This window comes from Verrucomicrobiota bacterium (assembly GCA_016871495.1).
Classification (GTDB): Bacteria; Verrucomicrobiota; Verrucomicrobiia; order Limisphaerales; family VHDF01; genus VHDF01.
On record VHDF01000002.1, the window covers coordinates 43,457 to 65,648 of the forward strand.

23 protein-coding genes and 1 pseudogene are annotated in these 22,192 nt (G+C 61.4%); 11 read left to right on the forward strand and 13 right to left on the reverse strand.

The features are described from left to right. The first annotated feature begins 93 nt into the window (after positions 1 to 93). Complete coding sequence (locus FJ404_00980) at positions 94 to 1,044, forward strand: ABC transporter permease (GenBank protein MBM3821455.1); 951 nt, start codon at positions 94 to 96, stop codon at positions 1,042 to 1,044. On the opposite strand, the gene FJ404_00985 is transcribed toward FJ404_00980, so the two are convergent. The 6 genes from FJ404_00985 to FJ404_01010 form a co-directional block, all read right to left on the reverse strand. Next, positions 986 to 1,786, reverse strand: a complete 801-nt coding sequence (locus FJ404_00985) for a nucleotide excision repair endonuclease (protein ID MBM3821456.1) — start codon at positions 1,784 to 1,786, stop codon at positions 986 to 988. The two genes, FJ404_00980 and FJ404_00985, sit on opposite strands and share 59 nt — an antisense overlap. A 14-nt stretch (positions 1,787 to 1,800) precedes the next feature. Next, positions 1,801 to 2,457, reverse strand: coding sequence for a tRNA (adenosine(37)-N6)-threonylcarbamoyltransferase complex dimerization subunit type 1 TsaB (gene tsaB / locus FJ404_00990; GenBank protein MBM3821457.1), 657 nt, complete (start codon positions 2,455 to 2,457; stop codon positions 1,801 to 1,803). Then, positions 2,438 to 2,887 (reverse strand): tRNA (adenosine(37)-N6)-threonylcarbamoyltransferase complex ATPase subunit type 1 TsaE, encoded by a 450-nt coding sequence (tsaE, locus tag FJ404_00995; protein ID MBM3821458.1) that lies wholly within the window; start codon positions 2,885 to 2,887, stop codon positions 2,438 to 2,440. Before tsaE ends, tsaB begins: the two co-directional genes overlap by 20 nt. Then, on the reverse strand, positions 2,853 to 3,788 hold the full coding sequence (locus tag FJ404_01000) for a thiamine-monophosphate kinase (GenBank protein MBM3821459.1): 936 nt from the start codon (positions 3,786 to 3,788) through the stop codon (positions 2,853 to 2,855). Before FJ404_01000 ends, tsaE begins: the two co-directional genes overlap by 35 nt. Next, on the reverse strand, positions 3,785 to 4,510 hold the full coding sequence (locus FJ404_01005; GenBank protein ID MBM3821460.1) for a CPBP family intramembrane metalloprotease: 726 nt from the start codon (positions 4,508 to 4,510) through the stop codon (positions 3,785 to 3,787). Before FJ404_01005 ends, FJ404_01000 begins: the two co-directional genes overlap by 4 nt. A gap of 91 nt (positions 4,511 to 4,601) precedes the next feature. After that, on the reverse strand, positions 4,602 to 5,444 hold the full coding sequence (locus FJ404_01010) for a cobalamin biosynthesis protein CbiX (protein MBM3821461.1): 843 nt from the start codon (positions 5,442 to 5,444) through the stop codon (positions 4,602 to 4,604). Between the two features lie 106 nt (positions 5,445 to 5,550). Here FJ404_01010 and FJ404_01015 point away from each other — a divergent pair, with 106 nt between their 5' ends. Further along, the gene (locus FJ404_01015; protein MBM3821462.1) at positions 5,551 to 7,542 is read left to right on the forward strand and encodes a hypothetical protein; all 1,992 of its coding nucleotides are present in this window, start codon (positions 5,551 to 5,553) and stop codon (positions 7,540 to 7,542) included. A 139-nt stretch (positions 7,543 to 7,681) separates the two neighbouring features. On the opposite strand, the gene FJ404_01020 is transcribed toward FJ404_01015, so the two are convergent. Further along, positions 7,682 to 8,008: an RNA-binding protein gene (locus FJ404_01020; protein MBM3821463.1), complete on the reverse strand. Its 327-nt coding sequence runs from the start codon at positions 8,006 to 8,008 to the stop codon at positions 7,682 to 7,684. Between the two features lie 223 nt (positions 8,009 to 8,231). Between FJ404_01020 and FJ404_01025 the strand changes: the two genes are divergently transcribed. Beyond that, positions 8,232 to 9,359, forward strand: a complete 1,128-nt coding sequence (locus FJ404_01025; protein MBM3821464.1) for a quinone-dependent dihydroorotate dehydrogenase — start codon at positions 8,232 to 8,234, stop codon at positions 9,357 to 9,359. A 9-nt stretch (positions 9,360 to 9,368) separates the two neighbouring features. On the opposite strand, the gene FJ404_01030 is transcribed toward FJ404_01025, so the two are convergent. Beyond that, the gene (locus FJ404_01030) at positions 9,369 to 10,370 is read right to left on the reverse strand and encodes a serine/threonine protein kinase (protein MBM3821465.1); all 1,002 of its coding nucleotides are present in this window, start codon (positions 10,368 to 10,370) and stop codon (positions 9,369 to 9,371) included. Positions 10,371 to 10,617: 247 nt separating this feature from the next. Between FJ404_01030 and FJ404_01035 the strand changes: the two genes are divergently transcribed. After that, positions 10,618 to 10,896, forward strand: coding sequence for a hypothetical protein (locus FJ404_01035; protein ID MBM3821466.1), 279 nt, complete (start codon positions 10,618 to 10,620; stop codon positions 10,894 to 10,896). 344 nt (positions 10,897 to 11,240) lie between these two features. On the opposite strand, the gene hisA is transcribed toward FJ404_01035, so the two are convergent. Further along, entirely contained in the window at positions 11,241 to 12,035 is a 795-nt protein-coding gene (gene hisA / locus FJ404_01040) for a phosphoribosylformimino-5-aminoimidazole carboxamide ribotide isomerase (protein MBM3821467.1), read from the reverse strand. A gap of 205 nt (positions 12,036 to 12,240) precedes the next feature. Further along, positions 12,241 to 13,287, reverse strand: coding sequence for a diguanylate cyclase (locus FJ404_01045; GenBank protein MBM3821468.1), 1,047 nt, complete (start codon positions 13,285 to 13,287; stop codon positions 12,241 to 12,243). A gap of 236 nt (positions 13,288 to 13,523) precedes the next feature. Between FJ404_01045 and FJ404_01050 the strand changes: the two genes are divergently transcribed. From FJ404_01050 to FJ404_01070, 5 genes and pseudogenes are all read left to right on the forward strand, one after another. After that, positions 13,524 to 14,699 (forward strand): methyl-accepting chemotaxis protein, encoded by a 1,176-nt coding sequence (locus FJ404_01050; protein MBM3821469.1) that lies wholly within the window; start codon positions 13,524 to 13,526, stop codon positions 14,697 to 14,699. Positions 14,700 to 14,717: 18 nt separating this feature from the next. Continuing rightward, positions 14,718 to 15,965: pseudogene (locus FJ404_01055) on the forward strand (methyl-accepting chemotaxis protein). A 232-nt stretch (positions 15,966 to 16,197) separates the two neighbouring features. Next, positions 16,198 to 16,596, forward strand: a complete 399-nt coding sequence (locus FJ404_01060) for a response regulator (protein MBM3821470.1) — start codon at positions 16,198 to 16,200, stop codon at positions 16,594 to 16,596. Positions 16,597 to 16,672: 76 nt separating this feature from the next. After that, positions 16,673 to 17,560 carry a rhomboid family intramembrane serine protease gene (locus FJ404_01065; protein MBM3821471.1) on the forward strand — a complete coding sequence of 296 codons (888 nt, stop codon included), beginning with the start codon at positions 16,673 to 16,675 and terminating at the stop codon, positions 17,558 to 17,560. A 58-nt stretch (positions 17,561 to 17,618) separates the two neighbouring features. After that, entirely contained in the window at positions 17,619 to 18,935 is a 1,317-nt protein-coding gene (locus FJ404_01070; GenBank protein MBM3821472.1) for an adenylosuccinate lyase, read from the forward strand. A 68-nt stretch (positions 18,936 to 19,003) separates the two neighbouring features. Here the strand turns inward: FJ404_01070 and FJ404_01075 are convergent, their stop codons facing one another. The 3 genes from FJ404_01075 to hisH form a co-directional block, all read right to left on the reverse strand. Continuing rightward, positions 19,004 to 19,417 carry a biopolymer transporter ExbD gene (locus FJ404_01075; GenBank protein MBM3821473.1) on the reverse strand — a complete coding sequence of 138 codons (414 nt, stop codon included), beginning with the start codon at positions 19,415 to 19,417 and terminating at the stop codon, positions 19,004 to 19,006. Then, a complete protein-coding gene (locus tag FJ404_01080) occupies positions 19,414 to 20,019 on the reverse strand; it encodes a MotA/TolQ/ExbB proton channel family protein (protein ID MBM3821474.1) in 606 nt (201 codons plus the stop codon). Before FJ404_01080 ends, FJ404_01075 begins: the two co-directional genes overlap by 4 nt. 141 nt (positions 20,020 to 20,160) lie before the next feature. After that, positions 20,161 to 20,784 carry an imidazole glycerol phosphate synthase subunit HisH gene (gene hisH, locus FJ404_01085; protein MBM3821475.1) on the reverse strand — a complete coding sequence of 208 codons (624 nt, stop codon included), beginning with the start codon at positions 20,782 to 20,784 and terminating at the stop codon, positions 20,161 to 20,163. A gap of 200 nt (positions 20,785 to 20,984) precedes the next feature. Between hisH and FJ404_01090 the strand changes: the two genes are divergently transcribed. Continuing rightward, positions 20,985 to 21,260, forward strand: coding sequence for a hypothetical protein (locus FJ404_01090; GenBank protein MBM3821476.1), 276 nt, complete (start codon positions 20,985 to 20,987; stop codon positions 21,258 to 21,260). Further along, positions 21,247 to 22,191, forward strand: coding sequence for a ribose-phosphate pyrophosphokinase (locus FJ404_01095; protein MBM3821477.1), 945 nt, complete (start codon positions 21,247 to 21,249; stop codon positions 22,189 to 22,191). Before FJ404_01090 ends, FJ404_01095 begins: the two co-directional genes overlap by 14 nt. Position 22,192: the final 1 nt, after the last annotated feature.

Genomic DNA, 22,192 nt, shown 5'->3' on the forward strand with positions numbered 1-22,192 from the left:
CGGTGGTTCAGGCGCCTGGGGCCGGTCGTGGGATTTGCCGTGGTGGGGCTTTTGTTTGTGGTGTTGCTAGGGTGGAAGGACGTGGTGGATCAGATGGAGAAGGAGGATCTGAAGGGGTGGGACGGGTGGCGACGCGCCTGGGGATCTTCGGGCTTCGAAGGGTTGAAGGCGTTCCTCAGTGTGACGAACATCAAGACCGTGCTTTCCCAGACCGTGATTGTTGCCATCGGATCTTTGGGCATGACGCTGATTATTGTCAGCGGGGGAATTGATTTGAGCGTGGGCTCGGTTGTCGCGTTGACCAGCGTGCTGGGTGCGACTCTGGCTGCGCAGGAATGGGGCTCTTTTGGGGTGATTGCGGCGACCGTCCTTGCCGGTGGGATGATCGGCGCGATCAATGGAGGATTGATCGCGGGCCTGCGCATGATGCCCTTCATCGTCACGCTCGGCATGATGGGGGTGGCGCGTGGATTGGCCAAGTGGCTCGCCAAGAATCAAACCGTGAATTACCCGGAATCAGCGGGTGTGAACCATTTGATGAAACTGGAAGACCTCGATCATTTTCTCCCGCTGCCATCGGGGGTGTGGCTGGCGGGAGGGTTGGCGGTGTTGCTGGCGATCCTCATGAATCGAACCGTGTTCGGGCGGCATGTTTTTGCGATTGGATCCAATGAGGCCACCGCACGGCTTTGCGGCATTCGGGTGCCATGGACCAAGGCGTTCATCTATGCACTGGGGGGTGTGTTTTTTGGATTCGCAGGACTGATGCAAATGACCCGGCTGACGCAGGGGGATCCGTCGGGCGCGGTCGGACTCGAGCTCGACATGATTGCTGCCGTGGTGATTGGCGGAGCGAGTTTGAGCGGTGGAACGGGCAGTGTGGCGGGCTCGATGATGGGCGCGCTGATTATTCAGTTGCTGAGGAACGGATCGAGCCTGATGGCTTGGCCGAATTACACGCAAGAGATCATTATCGGTGTGGTCATCATCCTGGCGGTGGGGCTGGATCGCTGGCGACAGAGCCAGGAGCCGCGATCGGGGTGAAACCAAAATGTTCGCGCAGGGTGTCCACGCTCTCGCGGAAAAGGTTTTTTTCGAAAAGAGAAGCCGAAGATCTTTGGCGGGACTCCACCCAAGTCAAAAGCTCATCGTCGGACCCGGAGAAGAGTGCCTCGAGAAGAGTCGAGAACTGATCCTGGTCAAGACCGGGCGGGGGCCACGGATGAATTCGGGCTTCCACTGGCACCTGCGAGGTGAACCAACCCGCGGGAAGTTCGGCCCAGTCAGAATCGGGTCGGGACCCCATCCAGAGGATTCTTAACAGCCGGCTGCGAATCCAGCGGGCCGCTGCGCCGAACGGAGGCGAAGCGTGCCACCCCGGCGCAACATCGTCCGCGATTTCCATGCGAAGTCCGTCGGGGTCGAGGGTCCAGACGATGCGGCGGGGTGGTCCGCGCCACACCCCGGCGCGATTGAACCTGGGTTTGAGTTCCAAGAGCATCGCGGCCTCCACTTGCAAAGCCTCTGTTTCGGACTCGCACGATTTCCAGTCGATGGCGACGGTATGATGAAGCAGGCGCCGAGTTCGCCGGAGCATGCGATCGGGATTGCTGACGCGATAACTCGCGAGGCGTTGGCGCAGGCTCTTGGCTTTGCCCACGTAGAGGATGGTGCCGCCGGCGTCCTTCATCCAATACACTCCCGGGTGGGTAGGCAGCGTGCGGAAGAAATCCGGCCCCAGCCGTTCGACCAGGGGTTTGGGGTCGGGAAAGAGCCTGAGCTGCATGGGGCGGATCCCGGTTAGCTGGTTTCGATTTTGAAGCGGGGCGGGGGCGCTTTGACAAATGCCACCGGCCGAAGATGGATCGGTTCGAGGGAGCCTGGGGTGGTGAAAATGCGCTCCCGTCCGGCGAGCAAGGCGATGGCGTGGGCGTCGGGATAACGAGGGGTGACGTGGGAGGCGAGCTTGGGCATGTCGGGTCCATGCATCGGTATGCCGGCCGCAGCCATGGCTTCGAGTTCCGCCCGCGAGGCCAGCCGCAGGTTTTCCGCGCATGCGGCGCCTTCCGGAGTGAGGGAATAGAGACCCAGGGCGAACTCGCCCCGTTGCGCATCGGCCACGAGGGCGTGGCGTCCGCGGTGACCTTCCATGCTCAATCGGTGCGCCAGGGCGTCGAAACTGCGCACTCCGAGGGCCGGGGTGCCATGTACGGCTTCAAAACCGATGGCGGTGGCAATGGCGAGACGGACCCCTGTGAACGATCCGGGGCCCAATCCAATGGCCACCCTTTCGATCTCGCCTGATTTCCAGCCGGCGGCGGCCAGGCCTTGCTGGATCAGAGGCAGAGTGCGGTCCGCGGTGGCAAGGCTTTCGGAAGATTCCCAGACGAGCTCGTTGTTGTTTATGAAGGCGACGCCACGGCGCGAGGTGGAGCTTTCAATCGCCAGGATCTTCATAATGAATTTCGCGTTCCGTTTCTGATCTTGGCACGATGAAGACTTGGCGGGCGAGCGGGATCCCCAGATTCTTCCACCAGTCCAGCCCCCATCGATCGAACCACTCCACGACGCTCAGGCCGGGAGGCGCTTCCAGCCAGTGGAGAAGGTCGGCGCGGTGGAGGGATTCCGGTTGATCCAACCGGTAGAAGTCGAAGTGATGCATGGGGAGCCGGCCGCCTTCATAGAGATTGACGAGGGCAAAAGTGGGCGAATGGACACGGCCGGCGAAGCCGAGGCCGCGAGCGATGCCGCGGGTCAGCAGTGTTTTTCCAGCGCCGAGCTCGCCCGCGAGCCCGATGACCCAGCCTGCGCGGGCTTCTCTTCCCCAGCCGTCGCCGAGTGCAAGCGTTTCCTCAGGGGACTTTGAAATGTGTGTAACCCTCTTCATGCAGTTGCCGCATTCGTCCGTGTTCGCGCATGCGCAACACGACAGGCTCGATGCACTTGCCGATGCAGGAGATTCGAGTCTTCGGAAAGGCCTCTTTCCAGGCGTCCTTGAGTGTGACGGCCTCTGCGGCGGGGACGGCGAAGAGGAGTTCGAAATCCTCGCCTTCGGTGAGGGCCGCGAGCAGCGGAGTCTTCCCGCCGGGGGTGGCGGCGGCCAATCGAGCGGCCCGGCTGACGGGGATCGCCTCGGCGAGCAATTCCACTCCGACGCCGCTTGCGCGCATGAGGTGACGCACGTCCCCGGCCAAGCCGTCGCTCAAATCGATCATGGCATGAATGTGGAAGCGATCCCGAAGCCAGCGGGCCTCGGCGAGGCGGGGTTCGAAGTCGAGGTGTTTACCCTGGAGCGAGCCGCCGAGGTCGCCTGTCACGAACAACGCGTCGCCCACCCTCGCGCCGGATCTCCGCAGCTCCTTCCCCGCGGGGACGAGGCCGATCAACGCGACGGAGAGCAGGAGCCGGTCGGGGTTGGTGGTGGTTTCGCCTCCGACGATGGCGACTTGGTGCTGGGCGGCGAGCGCTCCCAATCCATCGTAAATACGGCAGACGGTTTCGGGCGAATACGATCCGGGGAGTGCCAGAGTGACGACGGCGGCGAGCGGGGTGCCGCCCATGGCCGCGATGTCACTGAGACAGCGGGCCAGAGCCTTTCGTCCGACGCGGTGCGGGTCGGTTTCTTTTGTGAAATGGATGCCTTCGACCACGGCATCGGTTTTGAACAGGAGCCGCTGGCCTGGGATGCCGGCATCCACCACGGCGCAGTCGTCGCCCGCTCCGACCACCACACTCGGTCCGGTGGGCAGCCCAGGGAGCAGTTGTTGGATGAGTTCGAATTCGTTCATGACGCCGCGGAGAGAATCCAGCAGAAGTTTACCGCATTGAAAAGGCTATGGGCAAGAATGGGCGCGAGCAGGTTTTGAGTACGCTCGTAGAGCGAGGACAAAATCAGCGCGAAAGCGGTGAGGGACAGGAAGGTCGGCAAATTCGCGTGGATGGCGGCGAAGACCACCGCGGTGCCCCAGAACGCCAGGCGTGGAAAGCCCAGGGCTTTCAGGACCGGATAGAGGATGCCTCGGAAAAGCAACTCCTCGGCGGCGGGGGCGAGCACGATGGCGGAGAAGCCAAACACCACGCGTTCGAATAGGCCTCGTGTCTGTTGGAGTGTCCTGACGGCTTGCTGAGTTTCCAGATTCAGATCGGATCTTGTCATCACCAGGCTGGACAGCTCGCCGAGCGCGAGGGAGACGGGCAGCGCAAGGGCGGTTGCGGCGGCGGCGAACAAGGCCACCTTCCGCGCCGACCCGTGCTCGAAGCCGAAGGCTTGGTTCCAGGTCATGCCCTGGGCGCGGACGAATCTCCAGGCCAGCCAAAGGACCCATCCGTGAAAAGTGGCGGCACCGATCAAATGATTGAGAAACTGCAGATCCGGGGAGGGCGTGGTCATGCCCGGGCCGATGAGTTTGGGCAGGCCCGCGATGAGGACGGCTCCGAGGAACATGCCGGCAAAGAGCCAGAGCAGGAGATTCATGACCGGCTCGAGTTTCCAGTGCTTCGCGTGGTGCATGGGTGGGCCGCTTGATCCTACTGAGCTGCGACGGGTGATGCCAAGTCGTTGAGCCAAGCCCCAGGCTGAGAGCGCCCGAGGCTCCGGTGGTTCAGGAGGTCGCCGCGGCTTCAGCGACGCGTTCCAGGATGACGTCTGGCAAGTGAGGTTCGCATCCGATGCTGAGAGAGTACCACACCCGCTTGCCGTTCCGTTCGGTGGGATTCCGCCAGGTAGGCAAGCCTTGAGAGCAGCGCTCGCGCACGACCCGTTCCGATTCCCCGAGCATCATGGGGATGTCCTCGTGGGAGTGGAGTCCGTCGCTGATGAAGAACGGCACGACGACGATGTTGCGGGAGGCGGCCAGCGTGTAACACGCTTCGATGCGCGGATCCTCCTCCATGAAAATCGCGTGAACTTCGGCAAAAAGGCCCCGGCTTTGGATCAATTCTACCTGACGTTCGATGGCTTTGCGGCTGTTCTCGTTGTTGCCGGTGCCATGGCCCGCGATGAACAGCGCGGTCTCGGAGAGCCTCGGAGCGGTTGGAAACGGATGGGCGGCAAGGATCGCACGGGCGCGTTCGATGAGGACCTCCGTCATGCTGGGATGGGTGCCGACGGGCCCGCAGTAGTAGAGCGTTTGGCCGGGTTGGCGCAGGATTCGGCTTCGGCCGGGACCGACGCCAAACCCGAGTTCGCGCGGAATGATCTCTTCAGTGAAATAACCTTCGCTAATGAACAAGGGGACGATGAAGACCCGGGGGCTGTCGACCCCGCGCAAGACCGCGCAGATTTGGGGTTCAAGCTTCCAAAAACCTTCGATCACCTGGCGAAAGAGCCCTCGCCTGCGCAGCGCGTCCGCGTGCAGGTGGGTGGGTGCGCTGGACTCGGCGTTGAGGGTTGAGCCGTGGCCGATCAACACCAGCGCGGCATCGGAGTAGTTGCCATCAGGCATGCGTCATGGATAACCGTGACGGGCCGAAGCCGCAAGCCGGGTTCGGAAAATCGGCCGGAAAAATGCGTGACCCCGGGGCTTCGGAGGCCTAAGTTGCGCCGCGCAAATGGACGCCAGGCGGATCGATGATCTTCTCGAAAAGGCCATTCTGGGCCTGCTTTTGCTGGCCCTTTTTTGGGGGGTCTTGGGGTTTGGCGCGGTGCGGGCGAGCGAATTTGCCGGTCTTGAATGGCTCGCGTCGCTTTTGGGGGTGCTTTGGCTTGTGCGGCTGTGGTTACGTCCCGAGGAGCGTCTGTTCTGGCCTCCCCTGCTTTGGATGATTTTGTTATTTACGGCCTACGCTGGGGTGAGGTGGGCGGGTTCGCCCATCGAGTACGTCGCTCGTGACGAATGCCGCCGCGTGTTGCTGTATGCGATGTTTTTCATCGTCGCGGTCAACAATGCCAATTCCCAGGAATCCGCCTCGTGGGTCGTGGGAAGTTTGCTCGTTTTGGGGGCCATGGTATCCACCTATGCGCTGTACCAATTCCTCACGGAGTCCAATCGGGTCTGGCATTTGGAACGGCCCGACGTCTATGCGCGGCGGGGATCGGGCACCTACATTTGCCCGAATCACCTGGCGGGTTTTCTCGAAATGCTTTTCCCGGTGGGGCTGGCCTACACCTTGATCGGGCGGCTGGGGCACAAGACACGCATTCTGGCGGGCTATGCCACGTTGATGATTCTGCTTGGGCTTGCGGTTTCGATTTCGCGCGGCGGGTGGATTGCCTCGGGTCTTTCGGTTTTCCTCTTTCTGGCGCTGCTGTCCCGGCAGCCCTCGCATCGCCTTCCGGCCATCTTGGCGGTGGTGTTGTTGCTCGCGGGAACGGGTTACGCGGCCACCCGTTCCGAAGCCATCACCAAGCGGTTCGAGAAGATGCTCAAACCCGGGCAACTCGAATATGCTTTGCAACGGGTGCATTTGTGGAAGCCCGCGTGGAAGATCTGGCGTGATCACCCCTGGCTCGGCGCGGGTCCCGGGCATTTCGATCCGGTTTTCCGGCAGTATCGTCCGCCGGATTACCAAGTGCGTCCGGTTCGTGCTCACAATGATTATCTGAACACGTTGGCGGACTGGGGGGTGGCTGGGGCTGCGATCGTGGGGGCCGCTTGGGTTCTGTTGTTTGCCGGCGTCGCGAAGACCTGGAAGTTTGTTCAACGCTCGACCGACTTGGGCAGCAAGACAAGCAATCGCTTCGCTTTGGTGTTAGGGGCCACCTGCGGCCTGATGGCGCTGTTGTTTCACTCGTTTGTCGATTTCAATTTTCATATTCCCGCCAACGCGTTGACCGCGGTGGTGCTGATGGCTTTGTTGAGCGCTCACTTGCGATACGCGACGGACTCCTATTGGGTGCCAGGGCGGTGGTGGATTCGTATCGCCGTTTCCGTCATGCTGGTCGCGGGCAGCCTCACTCTGGCGGCGGCGGCTTGGCGGGCCGGACGTGAGGCCCGCGTGCTGGCGGAAGTGGAGCGGCAAGGACTCCTGATGGAATCGATCCGGCGGGATTCGGAAGCCGCCGGCCGGTACGATCCCCAGGATGTGGAGTTGATGCGGAACCTGGGTCGTGATTGGGTCAAGGCGCAGGCGGCGCATCTGGCTCGTTTGGAGGAAGCCGTCCGGGCCGAGCCCATGAATGGCGATACTTGGTATCAGCTGGGCGAGGCGGTGAGACTTTCCGTTTGGCAACGCAATACACCGGATGTGCCGGAGGGGCTGAAGAAAGCCATGGGCGCCTTTTCTCAAGCCGCGTTGATGAACCCGCTCGATCCTTATCCTCCCCTGCGCCAGGGCATGTGCCTCGATCATTTGCGGCGGCACGCGGAAGCGCGGCCTTACTATGAACGGGCGCTGCGCCTCGATCCCCATGGTTATTACACGGTGGCGCATCTGGGGTGGCATTTCGTGCAGTTGCGCGAGTGGGCGATGGCGCGCGAGTGGTTTGAAAAATCACTCCAACTCAAGCCGGCGACGATGCCGGACGCGAATCCGATCGCTTACGCGTATCTCAGGATCGTGAATCGCATGCTTGCGGAATCCACCAACGCGGCTCCTCGCTGAAACCGTCTCTGAGGCTCTCAAGGCGCCAGGACCCGGAGCGTTGGAATCCCAATCCCCCTCCAAGACCGGTGAGGGGCTCAAAAAAAAACCGCCGGTCGTTGGACCGGCGGCTTGAGAAAACGGACTGTGTGCGGGGTGCTTAGTGGCGAGCGCCACGGTATCCGCCGCCGCCACCGCCACCACCGCCACCACCGGACCGGGGAGGACGTTCCTCGCGCGGACGGGCGATGTTGACCGTCAGGGGACGGCCTTGGAGGTCCTTGCCGTGGAACATTTCAACCGCCTTCTCTGCTTCATCCTTCGATCCGAATTCGACGAAAGCGAATCCACGGGATTTGCCGGTGAACTTGTCCAGCATCAAGTTGACCGAAGTCACGACGCCCGCTTGGGAGAAGTGGTCTTGCAAGTCGTTTTCCATCGTCTGGTAAGAGAGATTACCAACGAACAGACGTGTATCATTCTGCATAGGGATTACCGCAAAGGAAACTCCGTGGGGAAACGCTGCACAGGCAGGATCCATGAACACCACTCCAGGCAGCCTGGAGGCGACACTGTCTTCTGACACCAACACCGCAATTTCATCTGCTGAGCTCCACGCTAGCAAAGCCTGGTTCCGCGTCAATCGGGATATTTGGGGGATTTTTCCACGCTCGACACCGGCGCCGGCGCGGAACGAATCTCGCCGCGAAATGAGCTGGCTCTACCGGCAGGCGATTCGCCCTTTCCTTTTCCGCTGCGATTCGGAGCGGATCCATCGCCGGGTCTTGGACTTCCTCGGGCGGATTTCCCGATCCCGCGCCGGGTTGAACTTGACGCGGCACCTCTACGGCGCGGAACGGATTTCCCCGGTGCGGTGCTTTGGATTGGAGTTCCCGAATCCCGTCGGATTGGCGGCGGGCATGGACAAGTTCGCCGAGGCGGTCCCGGTGTGGGAGGCGTTAGGTTTTGGGTTCGCCGAGTTAGGCGGCGTCACCTGGTTGGAGCAGCCGGGGAATCCGGCGCCCCGCATGTTTCGCGTGCCCTGCGACCGCGCTTTGATCAATCGCATGGGCTTCAACAATCCCGGTGCAGAGGCTCTGGCACGCTCGCTGCGGGGATGGCGAGAGCGGGGATTCTGGCCGGCGCATCCGGTGGGCATCAACCTGGGCAAATCCAAGGCGACCCCGCTGGAGCAAGCGGCGGAGGATTACGAGAAATCGTTTCGATGTTTGCGGGCATGGGCCGATTTCTTTGTCGTCAATGTCAGCTCTCCCAACACCCCGAATCTCCGGCAACTGCAGGACAAGCAGGCCTTGGACGAAATCCTCGACCGGCTGCAGCGGGTCAATCGCGAGCCTTTGAGCGGGAGTCCGCCTGCGCCGCGCCCCATTTTGGTGAAAGTCGCGCCCGATCTGAGTTTCGAGGCGTTGGACGAGATTCTGGCTTTGGCGGAGCCGCGCGGATTGGCGGGAATTGTGGCGACGAACACGACGATTGCCAGGCCGGAGGGGGTGAAGGATGAGGATCCGAGCCGGAGGAGCTACCGCGAACAGGGCGGGATGAGTGGAGCTCCATTGCGGCGGCGCAGCACGGAGGTCATTCGCCATCTTTTCAAGCAATCCCGGGGAAAGGTGCCCCTCATCGGCGTGGGGGGGATCTTCGACGAGGACGACGCTTGGGAGAAAGTGACGGCGGGGGCGACTCTCGTGCAGTGTTATACCGGCTTGGTTTACGAAGGTCCGGGATTGGCGGCCCGTCTGGTGCGAGGATTGAGGCGGTGCATGGAGCGGGAAGGGGTGCGCGACTGGAGTGAAGCCGTGGGTTCCGCCTGCCGTTGAAAAGGGTTCCTATCTTTTCCACCATCCCCGCGCTCCGCCCGGCTGGCTCTGGCGGAGTTGGCTGACGAGCAACTGGCTGCGGGACGCGGTCAGGGCCATCATGAAGTCGTCGTAGGTTTGGTAGCGGTCGGACGGACTCTTCGCCATGGCGACGGTGATGGCTTCGCTCGTGGGCGCGGTGATACCGGGCACGACGAGGTGAGGGGGGGTCAGCGGTGTGTGAACCTGGGCGGAGACAACCTCCTCGATGGATTGGGCTTCGAACGGGACGTGGCCGGTGAGCGCGTGGTATAGGGTGCCTGCCAGGCTGTAGAGGTCGGAGAGAAAGGTCTCGCCCTGGCGCATGACTTTTTCCGGGGCGATGTAATAAGGAGTCCCCCACACTGCATTGTCCTCCTCGCTTTCCTCGCCCGCGTTGCGGGCGAGTCCGAAATCCACCAACTTGGGTTCGCCGTCGGCATTGAACAGAATGTTTCCTGGTTTGATGTCGCGGTGGAGCAGTCCGTGTTTGAGCGCGGTGGCCAGGGCGGAGGCGACCTTGATGCCGACATCAAGGACATCCAGTTCGGGCAGGTTCTTTTCCTTTTCAATGCGGCCATCGAGGCTGCCGCGATCGGCGAGCTCCATGACGAGGAAGCGCTGACCCTCGTGCTCTTCGAAGGTGTAGATGTGGATGATGTTCGTGTGGTTGAGGGCGGCGCAGGCACGGGCCTCGCGATAGAAGCTTTCCAAGGCGGCGGGATCCTCGGCGATATCGCGGCGCATGAGTTTGACGGCAACTTCCCGGTGGAGGGCCCGGTCGTAGGCTCGATACACGGTGCCCATGCCTCCCGAAGCGATCGGCTGGCGCAGTTCGAACTGGCGCATGGTCACCGGCATCATGACCGGGTGGCTGCATTTCGGGCAGGCGGTCGTGGCGAAAGCGGGAAGGTCTGTGGCGATAAACACTTTCCCGCCGCAACCACCGCAGCTCACCATTTTGAGCGGTTTTCGATCTTCTGTGGCAGACATGGGGCGGCATTCATAAAGGGGTTTTCCGCCTGCGACAAGGGGCTTTCCTCAACGCCTGAAGCGAAGCTGGAGTTTTGCCCTGTGAATCGAGCTTGTCCCCGGGTCCCGAGCAGCGCCGGGGAGGCAGGATTCGGTCGATGAACTCCTTCATTTTGTTACTCAACTGACACGCCGGGCCGGTCTTGTTTCACCTTTGTTACGTTCGCGTCATGAATCCGTCAACAGGGACTCCTAACGTCGCTCCCTCGTGAAAATCGCGGCTGTTGGTTTATTCATCATGATGGTGGCGGGGAGCGCCCAGGGTGCGGCCCCCGATTCGCCCCTGGCGCTTTCGCGCGAGGCGATCGCCCAATGGACACAAACCCGGCAGTTGATTTCGCAGACCCGGGCGGCCTGGGAGAGCGACCGGGAAACCCTGAAACAAACACAGTCCCTTTACGAAAGGGAACTCCAGGCCGTTCGTGATCAACTGGGAAAGGTTTCAACCAACAATTCCGTGGCCGATAAAGAGCGCGCCCGAGATTGATTTGTCGATTGCGGGCGGCACGGTGCAAATCCGGTTCGCATCGAAGTCGGGGGTTCGTTACACATTGCAAACAGCGGTCAGCCTGGGTGCGCCCACCGCCTGGACGGATGCCGGTGCCCCCGTATCGGGCACCGGCGCTGAACTGATGCTTTCCGAACCTATTGGTGGTTCGAGCAAGTTCTACCGTGTGTCAGCGCAATGACCTGCGGTAAGGGGTAAATGAATTGGGTGGCCGGATCCACCCAATCCTGGACAACTGAAAAACAAGCGGGCTCGGGACTATGCCGTGTGGGTCCTGAGCCCGTATTTTTTGCGCACGACCCTTTCGAGCAAGATCCTGCTGATCAAGTCTTGGAGGGAGTGGAATGGCGGCGTGCTGCCATCAGCTTTCGATTGAATTCGACCAACTCGGTGTAGCGCACCCCGGTACCGCCGAACAGATCGAGGGCCGATCCGATCGTGAGATCAACCCGGCCCTGACCTGCCGACTCGACCGCCTGGAAATCCTCCAAGCTGGAAGCGCCGCCTGCGTAGGTCGAAGGGATGGGGGAGTGTTCGCCCAGGAGACGGACCAGGTTCAGGTCCACCCCGCGACACAGACCTTCCACATCCACGGCGTGGATCAGGAATTCGCCGCAGTGGTGAGAAAGTTCGCGGAGCACTACTGCTGAAACCGAAAGCGATGTAAATTTCTGCCAGCGATCGGTGACGACCCAATAATGGTTGTTCCGAATCCGGCAGCTGAGGTCAAGAACCAGCCGGTTCTTTCCGACCGTTTGGACCATTTCAGAAAGGCGGTTCTGGTCGAGGGCACCCTCACGAAAAACGTACGAAGTGACAATGATGTGGGATGCTCCAGCGTCGAGAAAGGGTTTGGCATTGCCCGGGTGAATGCCGCCTCCAAGTTGAAGTCCGCCCGGGAAGGCGCGGAGGGCGGCGAGGGCGGCTGGTTCGTTTCCCGGTCCGAGCATGATGACATGGCCGCCCTGGAGTTGGTCTTGCCGGTAAAGCTCGGCGAAGTATTCGGGCGGGTGGGTCGAGACGAAGTTCGTTTTGAGCCCGGCTTCATGATCCGACAGCGTGCCGCCGACGATTTGTTTCACTTTGCCTTGGTGCAGGTCGATGCAGGGTCGGAACATGGATGGAGCCCGCCGTCGCGGTCCCGGGCATTAGGGGGCGGGAGGGGGGAGGGTTAAAGCAAAAAAACAAGAGGAGCCCGGTGTCGCCGGGCTCCCCCTTCGGTAAGCGGGCCTGATCCTGGGACCGCTGTTTCAGACCGAACAGACGAGATTAGAGCATGGACCTTGCCAGCATCGAATTTGCGAAACGGCAGAGTTTGGGGAGCTAAATGTCCTTGAAAGCGTTGGGATCCTCCGCCCGTTGAGAAATGACCACACGATTGCGTCCGTTCCGTTTGGCTTGATAGAGCGCCTCATCAGCATCGCGGATAAGGTCGCTGGCCTCGGTGCAGTCCGCCGGGATGCAGGAGGAGGCTCCGACGCTGATGGTGACGTGGTCGCTGAAGGGGGATTTCAGGTGATCGAGCTTGAGCTGATCGATTGCGGCTCTCATGCGTTCCGCAATGGTCGCGACACCCGAGGCACCGGCGTCGGGCAGGATGACGGCGAACTCTTCGCCCCCGAAGCGAGCGACGAGGTCCGAGGCTCGAAAGATCGAACGATTGAGCTCGGAGGCGATGCGCCGAAGGCATTCATCTCCGGCGGTATGTCCGTAGTGGTCGTTGAACATCTTGAACGCGTCGATGTCGATGAGCGCCAATCCCAGGGGGGGTCCGGCGCGGGAGGCTCGTCTCCACTCGGCGGTGTAGCGTTCCTCGAACGCGCGGCGGTTGGCGATACCGGTCAGCGCGTCGATGCTGGAGAGCCGCTGCAGAGCCGCGTTGGCATCCTTGAGCTCGCGTTGGGATTGATGCAACGCTCGAAGCGTCGCGAAATTGGAGGCATGGAGCCGAATGCGGGCTGTGAGTTCGATGGCATCGGGCAGTTTGACGAGGTAATCGCTGGCCCCTCTCAGGAAAGCGTCGCGCTTGATCGCCGAATCCTCTTTCGACGAAAGCACAATAATGGGGATCTCCCTCGTTTCGGCATGCGAATGATATTCGCGAACCAGGGTCATTCCGTCCAAGTCAGGCATCACCAAGTCCTGGAGAATGACGGAAGGCTTGAACTGTTTGGCTTCCTCGATGGCCTGTCGGGGATCGAGGCAGTAGTGGAGCTGGATGTCTTTCTCCTGGGAGAGCATCCTTTGGATGACCTCGACCACCATGCGCTGGTCATCGACGAGCAGGACCCGTGTTGCTCGCGCTATTTCCGGAACGGGTTCAGCGTTTGTTTCCGGCGGAGGGGAAGAGGGCAAAGGGCCTGCGGGCATGCCCTTTCATCGGCAGGGCCAGGAAGGACTTGAGAAAGTTCACAAGGGCGTGATTCCCGGTTCAAACCGTTCGTTATTCCCGCGTCGCATCGCCCGCCGGGAAAGGTTAAGCCGGGCGGTAGAACCGCCGATAGCAGGATCAAGGCTTTGATTGAGGATCGGGTTTGCGATCCCAGGCCCTGACGAGCGGCACGAGTCGGGGCGGCTGGGAAAGCGAGACCGATGGCTCGACTCCTATGAACCATCCAAGTTTTAGCAAGCGCCTGATGGTGTTTCAGGCTGGATCCTGTCTGGCGAGTGCTCTTGTTGGCGCTTGGGCTGGCTCCCCCGAGCAGCGGGGCGAGTGGTCTTGGTGGTTGTCCATCTTTTCGACCCTCGCGGGTTTGTCGGTCCTGGGAGGGTGGCTGCTGTGGCGGGGTTTTGAGCAGGAATTAGCCTCGATGGAGCGTTCCCTCCGCAAAGTCGTTTCCGGGGAGTTTGGCGTGCGGGGTCCCCGGAGGGGCTGGAGGGAGTTGATGAGGTTGCGCTCCGCCCTGGACTCTTTGTTTGGCAACGTGGAGGTTTTGGCCGAGCGAGCCCGAAGTTCTGGGGCGCATTTGAAGCGCATGCTGGATGCCTTGGGCTCCGCGTCGCGACAGCAGGAATCCGCTTCCGGTGAGTTGCTGGCCGCGACGCAACGCATCGGGTCCAGCGCCCGACAAATCAGCGAAACGGCGGATGGTTTGATCCGCACCGTGGCCGACGTGGACAAGTTGGCGAACTTGGCCGCCGAGTCCGCCGACCGCGGCAAGTCGGGGGTGCAGCGCATGGAGCAAAGCATTCATCAGATTGCCGGGGCTTCCTCGTCGATCGCCTCGAAGCTTGCGGTTTTGAACGAGCGCGCGGCGAACATCAGCTCGGTGGTCACGACCATCAACAAGGTGGCGGATCAGACCAACTTGCTTTCCTTCAACGCGGCCATCGAAGCGGAAAAGGCCGGCGAGTTCGGCCTGGGCTTTGCGGTGGTGGCGACCGAAATCCGCCGGCTCGCCGATCAGACCGCGATCGCGACGCGCGACATCGAGAAGATGATTCGCGAGATCCAGACCGCCGTGTCGGCGGGGGTCATGGGCATGGACAAATTCGGCGAGGAGGTGCGGCGGGGAGTGGAGGAGATCAGCCAGGTGAATCTGCAACTCACGCAAATCATTCATCAGGTGAAGGGATTGGTGCCCCGGTTCTCCGAAGTGACGGGAGGCGTGCAGGCGCAAATGTCGGGGGCGCATGAGATCAGCGAAACGCTCATCCTTTTCAACACTCACGCGCGGCAAACCAGCCGCGCCATGGAGCACGCGGGTGACGCGGTTCAGCTCTTGAGCCGGGCCGCCTCAGATCTAAAAACCGGGGTTGAGCGGTTCCGTCCGGCCGCTTGAACCGTACAGTTTGCGAGCATGAAACGATTGAACATCACTCTCCGGATTTACCTCGGATTCCTCCTTTTCATCGTGCTGATCGCGGCAGCCGGCTGGATGGGGACCCATTTCCTGGATCGTATTGTCCACGAGGCACGCCGTTTCTCTGAAGCGCAAGCCCCGCTCAACGAGTTGTTTGCCGAAATGGATCGCATCGGAGGCGAGCTCGATGCGCGGTCCGCAGCCGCCTCCGACAGGGCGCCCTCGACTCAGGCGTGGCGGGTTCGCCTCGCTCAAGCCCGGGCGGTCGCCGTCACGCGGGAAGCCGAGATTTCCCGAGCGATCGCCGATTCGACCTCCAACCTGAGAGCGGTGCTCCGCGCGGCTTTTGTGGCGGGGGTGGTGATTTCCGTCCTTGCGGCTGGAATGATTTCCCGTTCGATCCGGCTCCCCCTGAGACAACTGGTGGACGGCATGGAACGTCTTCGTCAGGGCGACTTTACTCAGCGGCTCAAATTGGCGGCCGAAGGGGAATTTGAAGAGGTGGGGGAAGGAGTGAATGAGACCGTGGTTGAACTGTCCAGGTTGGTCGGCGCCGTGCAGGTGTCCGGCGGGCAGGTGGCAAACTCCTCGAACGAGATTGCCTCGGCCTCCCGGCAGCAGCAGACGACCGCGAGCCAGATCGCGAGGACTACCATGGAGATCGGGGCGACTTCGAACGAAATCACCGCCACGGCCTAGGAACTCGTGATGACGATTCGGAGTTTGAGCGACGTCGCGGTCCAAACCGCGGAGTTGGCCAATTCCGGGCAAGCCGGATTGATGAGGATGCAAAGCACCATTCAGCAACTCATGGAGTCGTCCTGGGGGATCGCCTCAAAGTTGCGGGTCCTCAATGAAAAAGCGGCCAACATCAATTCGGTCGTCACCACGATTGGCAAGGTGGCGGACCAGACCAATTTACTTTCGTTGAACGCGGCCATCGAAGCCGAGAAGGCGGGTGAAGCCGGACTCGGCTTTGCGGTGGTGGCGGGTGAGATTCGGCGTCTGGCCGACCAGACCGCGGTGGCGACTCAGGACATCGAGGAAATGGTCAAGGAGATCCAGGCTGCCGTGAACAACGGAGTGGAGGGCATGGAAAAATTCGGCGAATCGGTCAGGCAGGGCGTGAGCGACGTGAGCCAGGTGGGCGCGCAACTTGGTCAGATCATTGACCAAGTGCAGGCCCTTTCACCGCGGTTTGACGCCGTCAATCAGGGAGTCGAAGCCCAGGCCACCGGGGCGTAGCAAATCAGCGAGGCGCTGGCGCAGTTGAGTTCCTCGGCCCGCGCTCCCGGTGTTGGTCTTGAGCGCCGGATCCAACGGGTCCTGGTTGCCAGTCCTCTCTGCTTTGAGGGCTTGCGCCAGACTCTCCAAGCCCGTCCGCCGGGTGCAGTGCCTGGCCGCCTTGGCGAAATGGCTGCAAGGAGGTGACCGCAGCACCACCGCGCCCGAGCGCCGATCCGTCGTGGATCCAGGCATGGCGGGCCGATTGCCGCTGAGGATCTTGATCGCGGACGACAACCCGGTGAATCAAAAGGTGGGCCGTTCGATGCTGAACCGCATGGGATACGCCCCGGATCTCGCCGATCATGGGGGTGCCGTCTTGGATCTGCTGAAGACGCGGGTTTACGATTTGATCTTGCTCGATGTCCAGATGCCAGTCCTGGACGGCTATGAAGTCTGCCGACACATTCGCCAGAGTGCGGGGGAGGGAGTCAAGCCGGTCCTCATCGCGCTCACCGGCAATGCGATGGTGGGGGATCGCGAAAAGTGCCTGGCTGCGGGCATGGACGACTATTTGAGCAAACCCGTTCGGATCGAGGCTTTGGCCGGACTGCTGGAGAAATGGGGGTCTCAACGAAATCTGGCGCGTTGAAACGCTGCGAAAATCGCGTTGATGCCCTGGCTTTTCGCGACTACGTTGCGGAGCTGTGCTTGATGATCGATCCTATATGAGGGACCCCATGGCGGGCTCGGGCCGCTGGCGTTCGGGCACCATGATCGTCATTCTCGCCAATGTGGCGGTGTTTTTTCTCTTGGAAATTCACCGCGTGGCAGCCACGCGCTTGACGATCGAAGGCTATCTGCAAGGGCATTTTCTGGCCCTCAGCTGGTCGAGCCTGATGCAAGGGCAGATCTGGCAGTTGGCCACGTTTCAGTTCTTGCACGGCGGCATCATCCACCTGCTCTTCAATGGCTTGACGATCTATTTTTTTGGCAAGCCCCTGGAGGAATCTCTCGGACGCAGGGGCTTCTACAAACTTTACTTCTTGTCCGGAACGGCCGGGGGAGTACTGCAGGTCATCCTGGCCGCCTTGTTCCCTCACTGGGTTCCGGACGCGTCGGTCGTGGGCGCTTCCGCCGGTGCGTTCGGGCTCGTGGCCGCGTTTGCCATGATGAATCCGGAGCGGGTCCTGACCTTTCTCCTTTTTTTGTGCATCCCGGTCAGCATGAAGGCTTGGGTGCTGCTCTTGATCAGCGGCGCCTTGGCGCTCTACGGATTGCTTTTCTCGAAGGACAACATCGCTCACGCCGCGCATTTGGGCGGCATGCTTTGCGGCATGGGGTTCGTTTTTGCGATGGCCAAGGGCTGGTCTCTTTCAAGCTGGCTGCCCAAGCCTGCTCCCTCCTCGCGTCCGCGCGAGTTGGTGACCGCTTCCACCGCGAGAAAAAAGGCTTGGAGCAAAGCCGGGCCGGAACCCGAGGCCACCCCCGAGGAGTTTATCAGCCGGGAAGTGGACCCGATCTTGGACAAGATCTCCGCGCACGGGATCCACAGCCTGACCGAGCGCGAACGTCGCATTCTCGAAGCGGCCCGGCATCGCATGACCAAGCGATGACCATGCTTCGCCGCCGACTCCGCTTCGCCTTCCGTCCGACCCTGGCGCGCCTTTTCCCATGATCCCACGCTATTCTCGTCCCGCCATGCGGGAGATCTGGACCGAACACCATAAACTGCAGATCTGGCTCCGCATCGAGTTGCTCGCGGCGGAAGCGCTCACGCGGGAGGGCGTGGTGCCCCGGCGTGACTATGCCATCCTTCGGCGCAAGGCGGCGTTCGACCTTGATCGCGCCAAGGAACTGGAGAAGACCCTCAATCATGACGTGATCGCCTTCACCACGAGTGTGGCTGAAAAGATCGACGATCCCGCCAGTCGCTGGCTGCATTTTGGACTGACCAGCAGCGATGTGGTGGACACCGCCTTCGCCGTCCAATTGACACAATCCGCGGATCTCTTGCTAGCCGGGGTCGCGGAACTGTTGAGCGTGATTGCGACCAAAGCCCGGGAGCACAAGCGGACTCCGTGCATTGGGCGCAGCCACGGGATTCACGCCGAACCCACGACGTTCGGACTCAAACTGGCGCTGATGCATGATGAGTTCGTTCGGGCGGAGCGCCGGTTGCGCCAGGCCAGGGAGACGATTGCGGTGGGGAAACTGTCCGGAGCGGTGGGCACCAGCGCCCATCTTTCTCCTGGCGTGGAGGCGTTCGTGTGCCGCCGGCTGGGGTTGAGACCCGCGCCCATTGCCACCCAGGTCGTGCAGCGGGATCTCCACGCCGAATTCATGCAAACGCTGGCCCTGGTCGCCGCCAGCATCGAGCGCTGGGCCACCGAATTCCGGCATCTCCAGCGCACCGAGGTGCTGGAAGCCGAGGAGTTTTTTTCGAAGGGCCAGAAGGGCAGCAGTGCCATGCCCCACAAGCGAAACCCGATCACGGGCGAGCGCTTGACCGGATTGGCGCGCGTCTTGCGCGGCCACGCGGTCGCGGCGCTTGAAAATGTCGCCCTCTGGCACGAGCGCGACATCAGCCACAGCTCGGTCGAGCGCGTGATTTTTCCGGACAGTTGCACCTTGCTGGATTACATGCTCGCCACGCTCGCCGGATTGACCGGCGGCCTGATCGTTTACCCCGAGAACATGAGGCGGAATCTCGGCTTATCGCTCGGGATGTGGAATTCGCAAACCGTTCTGCTGGCGCTCATCCGCAAGGGACTTTCCCGGGAAGAGGCCTACGAGCGAGTGCAACGCAATGCCATGGCCACCTGGGCTGCCAAGCATGCTGGACGCGAGGACGCTGATTTCCTCCAACAACTGCGAAGCGATCCCGAGGTGTCCCGCTTCTTCAAGAAGGGCGAATTGGAACAACTCTGCTCGCTCGATTTCCACCTGGCACAAGTGGACCGCCGCTTCAAGAAGCTCGGCCTGGGTTGAGGCCTCTCCGCAGGGGCGGCACCGGCCGCGCCGGGTCGGTCTCCGTGATTCCGCGAGAGCCGCGGCGTTTATTTGCCTTCGTTCTTGGTCAGAGCGCTGACGTTCTTGATGCGCGCCGATTTCGCCGCGTCCATGACTTTGACAATGACACCGAACGGAGCGTCATGGTCGGCTCGAATCGCCAGTTGCACCTCGGGATTGCCGGCCGAAGCGGCCTTCAGTTCCCCCGCGAGCCTTTCATAGGTCACGGGACGCTCCCCCACATAGAGATGCGGCTCCCGGGGGGCGATCGTGACCACGAGCGAGGCTTCGGATCCGCCCGCTTTGCCTTGCTTGGATTCCGGCAAGGCAAGCTTCAAAGCCGGCTGTTGCTTGAAGGTCGTGGTGGCCATCAGGAAAATGAGCAACACCATCAGGATGTCAATGAGCGACACGATAATGATGGCCGGTGTTTGCCGCCGTTTGCGCGTGATGAACCTCATGGCGTTCTCGACTCCTTCGATCCGGCATCCCGCGCCGTCCGATACACCCGGCGCAAGAACTCGTCACACACCAACTCCATTTCCACGGCGAGGTTTTCCACTTTCTTGCTGAGGGAACTCCAGGCGATCAGGGCGGGGATGGCCGTCAGAAGACCTCCCAACGCGGTGTTCAGGGCGATGGCGACGCCGCGGGCCATTTCGGTGTTGTTGCCGAGTCCTGCCTTGCCCATGTCGCCGAAGAGGGTGATCAGGCCGTGAATGGTGCCCACGAGCCCGAGCAAAGGCGCGATGCCGACCACGATTTCGAGGACCACCAGGCCCCGTTCCATCCGCACGACCTCATGCCGGGCCTGCGTTTGCAAGGAATCCGCGTTTTCATCGCGTGGCCAGTCACGGTGTTCCGAGGCCAGAAGCAAGAGCCGGCTCAAAGGCGAGGGTTGCTGGCGGCAGACGCGCTCGACCAGCTCAATGTCCTGCAACGTCCGGCATTGTTCCACCGCCGCTTGCACCGCCGGTGGAAGGATGACGAGCCGGCGCAGCGTCCAGGCGCGCTCCACGATTAATCCGACCGCCACCACCGAGGCGATCACGAGCAGGACCATGACCGGACCGCCCGAACGCAGGAATTCAAGAATACTCATGATAGGAAAGTCTGCTTGCTCTTATCCAGATCCTCTCGCTCCGGCAACCGCCAAAACGGATGATCGCGGTTCGGGCCGAATCCGTTCGAAGGTGAACAGGGCTCAAGCACTTTGGCAGAAGTCGAGAAAGTTTTTCAGCACTCTCAGCCCCATCGACTGGCTTTTTTCGGGATGAAATTGTGTGGCAAAGACGTGGCCGCTCCAAACGGATGACGCGAAGAAAACCCCGTGGTCGGTGCGGCTCGCCACAATCGACGCCTCCTCAGGTTCAGGAAAATAACTGTGGACGAAGTAGAAATAGGCGTGGTCAGGAATGCCCAAAAACAAGGGGTTGTTCGGGAGGGATAGATGCACTTGATTCCATCCGATTTGGGGAATCTTGAGGCCGGGGGTCGCGGGGAAACGCCGGACCCGCCCCTTGAAGATACCGAGTCCCGCGGCGCAGGAATGGAATTCTTCGCTGCGTTCGAACAACGCCTGGTAGCCGACACAGATGCCCAAAAAAGGCCGGCCAGCCATGATGGAATCTTTCACACCCGCAAGCAAATCCTGGCGCTGCAAGGCCGACAGGCAGTCATCGAAAGCACCCACTCCCGGGAGCACCACACCTCGGGACTCGCGAATCCGGTCCGGATGCTGCAAGACTTCAACGTCCGCCCCCGCAGCCGCCAGCGCCTTGTGCACGCTTTTCAGATTCCCCGCCCCATAGTCCAATAACGCGATCACGCGTTCAAACTACCGGATCCCCGCCGCGCAATGCCAGTCCCTCCTCGCGGAGCCACCCGTCCTGGCAGCACCCTTGCCCGTTGAAGCGGCCCTGCCCCTTTGAAGACACGCGCTGAAGCGGCGTGAAAGCCGCGTCCCGGCGCCGTCGCGCGCATCACCGAAAACCTTTGGATCCACTGTTTCTTGGGCGGTGCATCCCGATGTTGCCGGTGATGCAGGTAGGGCGCGTCCGTCCCGGCGCGCCGCCGGAGCATGATGTTTTGCATCCCGTGGGCGGCGGGCTGGGACAGGCCCGCCCTACCAACAACATCGGGATACACGGTTTCTTGGGGGCGACGGCGAAAATGGCTTGCCCCGACCGGGGGCAAGGTTACAGTTTTTGCATCTCAGGAATTCAATCCACCCGGGTGGGTGGATTTTTCGTTTGGCACAGACGCGCAATGTCATCTTTTTGCTCCACGCGTGAAAGTTTTTAGCGGCACGTCGAATCCCGCCTTGGCCAAGGCGATTTGCAACTCCATCGGCATCGAGCTTGGCCGCTGCACCGTCGATGCTTTTCCGGATGGAGAAACCTTCGTCAAGATCGACGAAAACGTCCGGGGCCAGGACGTTTTCGTCGTACAGTCCACTAGTCCGCCCACCAACCATCACTTGATGGAGATGTTCATCATGATGGACGCCTTGCGAAGGGCCAGCGCGTCCCGCATCACGGCGGTCCTTCCCTTCTACGGATACGCCAGGCAGGACCGCAAAGATCAGCCGAGGGTCCCCATCACGGCCAAGCTCGTGGCCAATCTCCTCGTGGCCGCAGGGGCCAACCGGGTTCTGACGATGGACCTTCACGCCCAGCAGATCCAGGGCTTCTTTGACATCCCGGTGGACCATCTTTACGCCGCGCCAGTGATCTACGAATACTTAAAGTGGAAAAAGGTCCAAAAGATGGTCGTGGTCAGTCCCGATGTCGGTGGTTTGAAAATGGCGCATGCCTATTCCCAAACTTTGGGGGCGGAATTGGCCATTGTCGCCAAGCGCAGGAAAAGCGCGACGGAGGTGGAATCTATGACGGTGATCGGGGAGATTCGGGGCCGAAACGCCCTGTTGGTCGATGACATGACGGAGACCGCGGGGACTTTGACCGCGGCGGCGGCGTTGTTGAAGAAGCGGGGCGCGCGCTCGATTTTGGCCTGTGTTTCCCATGCCATCCTGAACGATTTGGGGGTGCAGAGGCTTCGGAAGTCCACTATTGACGAACTGATCACGACTGATACTGTTCTCCGCCCTTCGATCGACGGGGTGAAGATAACGACCCTATCCGTCGCGGGGCTCTTGGGTGAAGCCATCAAGCGGATTCACAGCAATTCATCTGTGACTTCGCTGTTCGAGTTCAAGGGCGGGCGCACCAGTTAGG

Bases quoted from the DNA above. Each gene is read 5' to 3' on its own strand.
- FJ404_01025 (MBM3821464.1), top strand. From the start codon at position 8,232: ATGAGCTGGCTCTACCGGCAGGCGATTCGCCCTTTCCTTTTCCGCTGC.
- FJ404_01000 (MBM3821459.1), bottom strand. From the start codon at position 3,788: ATGAACGAATTCGAACTCATCCAACAACTGCTCCCTGGGCTGCCCACC.
- FJ404_01090 (MBM3821476.1), top strand. From the start codon at position 20,985: ATGTTGCCGGTGATGCAGGTAGGGCGCGTCCGTCCCGGCGCGCCGCCG.
- tsaB (MBM3821457.1), bottom strand. From the start codon at position 2,457: ATGAAGATCCTGGCGATTGAAAGCTCCACCTCGCGCCGTGGCGTCGCC.
- FJ404_00980 (MBM3821455.1), top strand. From the start codon at position 94: ATGGAGAAGGAGGATCTGAAGGGGTGGGACGGGTGGCGACGCGCCTGG.
- FJ404_01015 (MBM3821462.1), top strand. From the start codon at position 5,551: ATGGACGCCAGGCGGATCGATGATCTTCTCGAAAAGGCCATTCTGGGC.
- FJ404_01075 (MBM3821473.1), bottom strand. From the start codon at position 19,417: ATGAGGTTCATCACGCGCAAACGGCGGCAAACACCGGCCATCATTATC.
- FJ404_00985 (MBM3821456.1), bottom strand. From the start codon at position 1,786: ATGCAGCTCAGGCTCTTTCCCGACCCCAAACCCCTGGTCGAACGGCTG.
- FJ404_01020 (MBM3821463.1), bottom strand. From the start codon at position 8,008: ATGCAGAATGATACACGTCTGTTCGTTGGTAATCTCTCTTACCAGACG.
- FJ404_01010 (MBM3821461.1), bottom strand. From the start codon at position 5,444: ATGCCTGATGGCAACTACTCCGATGCCGCGCTGGTGTTGATCGGCCAC.
- FJ404_01005 (MBM3821460.1), bottom strand. From the start codon at position 4,510: ATGCACCACGCGAAGCACTGGAAACTCGAGCCGGTCATGAATCTCCTG.
- FJ404_01065 (MBM3821471.1), top strand. From the start codon at position 16,673: ATGAGGGACCCCATGGCGGGCTCGGGCCGCTGGCGTTCGGGCACCATG.
- FJ404_01030 (MBM3821465.1), bottom strand. From the start codon at position 10,370: ATGTCTGCCACAGAAGATCGAAAACCGCTCAAAATGGTGAGCTGCGGT.
- FJ404_01060 (MBM3821470.1), top strand. From the start codon at position 16,198: ATGGCGGGCCGATTGCCGCTGAGGATCTTGATCGCGGACGACAACCCG.
- tsaE (MBM3821458.1), bottom strand. From the start codon at position 2,887: ATGAAGAGGGTTACACACATTTCAAAGTCCCCTGAGGAAACGCTTGCA.
- FJ404_01080 (MBM3821474.1), bottom strand. From the start codon at position 20,019: ATGGTCCTGCTCGTGATCGCCTCGGTGGTGGCGGTCGGATTAATCGTG.
- hisA (MBM3821467.1), bottom strand. From the start codon at position 12,035: ATGTTCCGACCCTGCATCGACCTGCACCAAGGCAAAGTGAAACAAATC.
- FJ404_01045 (MBM3821468.1), bottom strand. From the start codon at position 13,287: ATGCCCGCAGGCCCTTTGCCCTCTTCCCCTCCGCCGGAAACAAACGCT.
- FJ404_01050 (MBM3821469.1), top strand. From the start codon at position 13,524: ATGAACCATCCAAGTTTTAGCAAGCGCCTGATGGTGTTTCAGGCTGGA.
- FJ404_01070 (MBM3821472.1), top strand. From the start codon at position 17,619: ATGATCCCACGCTATTCTCGTCCCGCCATGCGGGAGATCTGGACCGAA.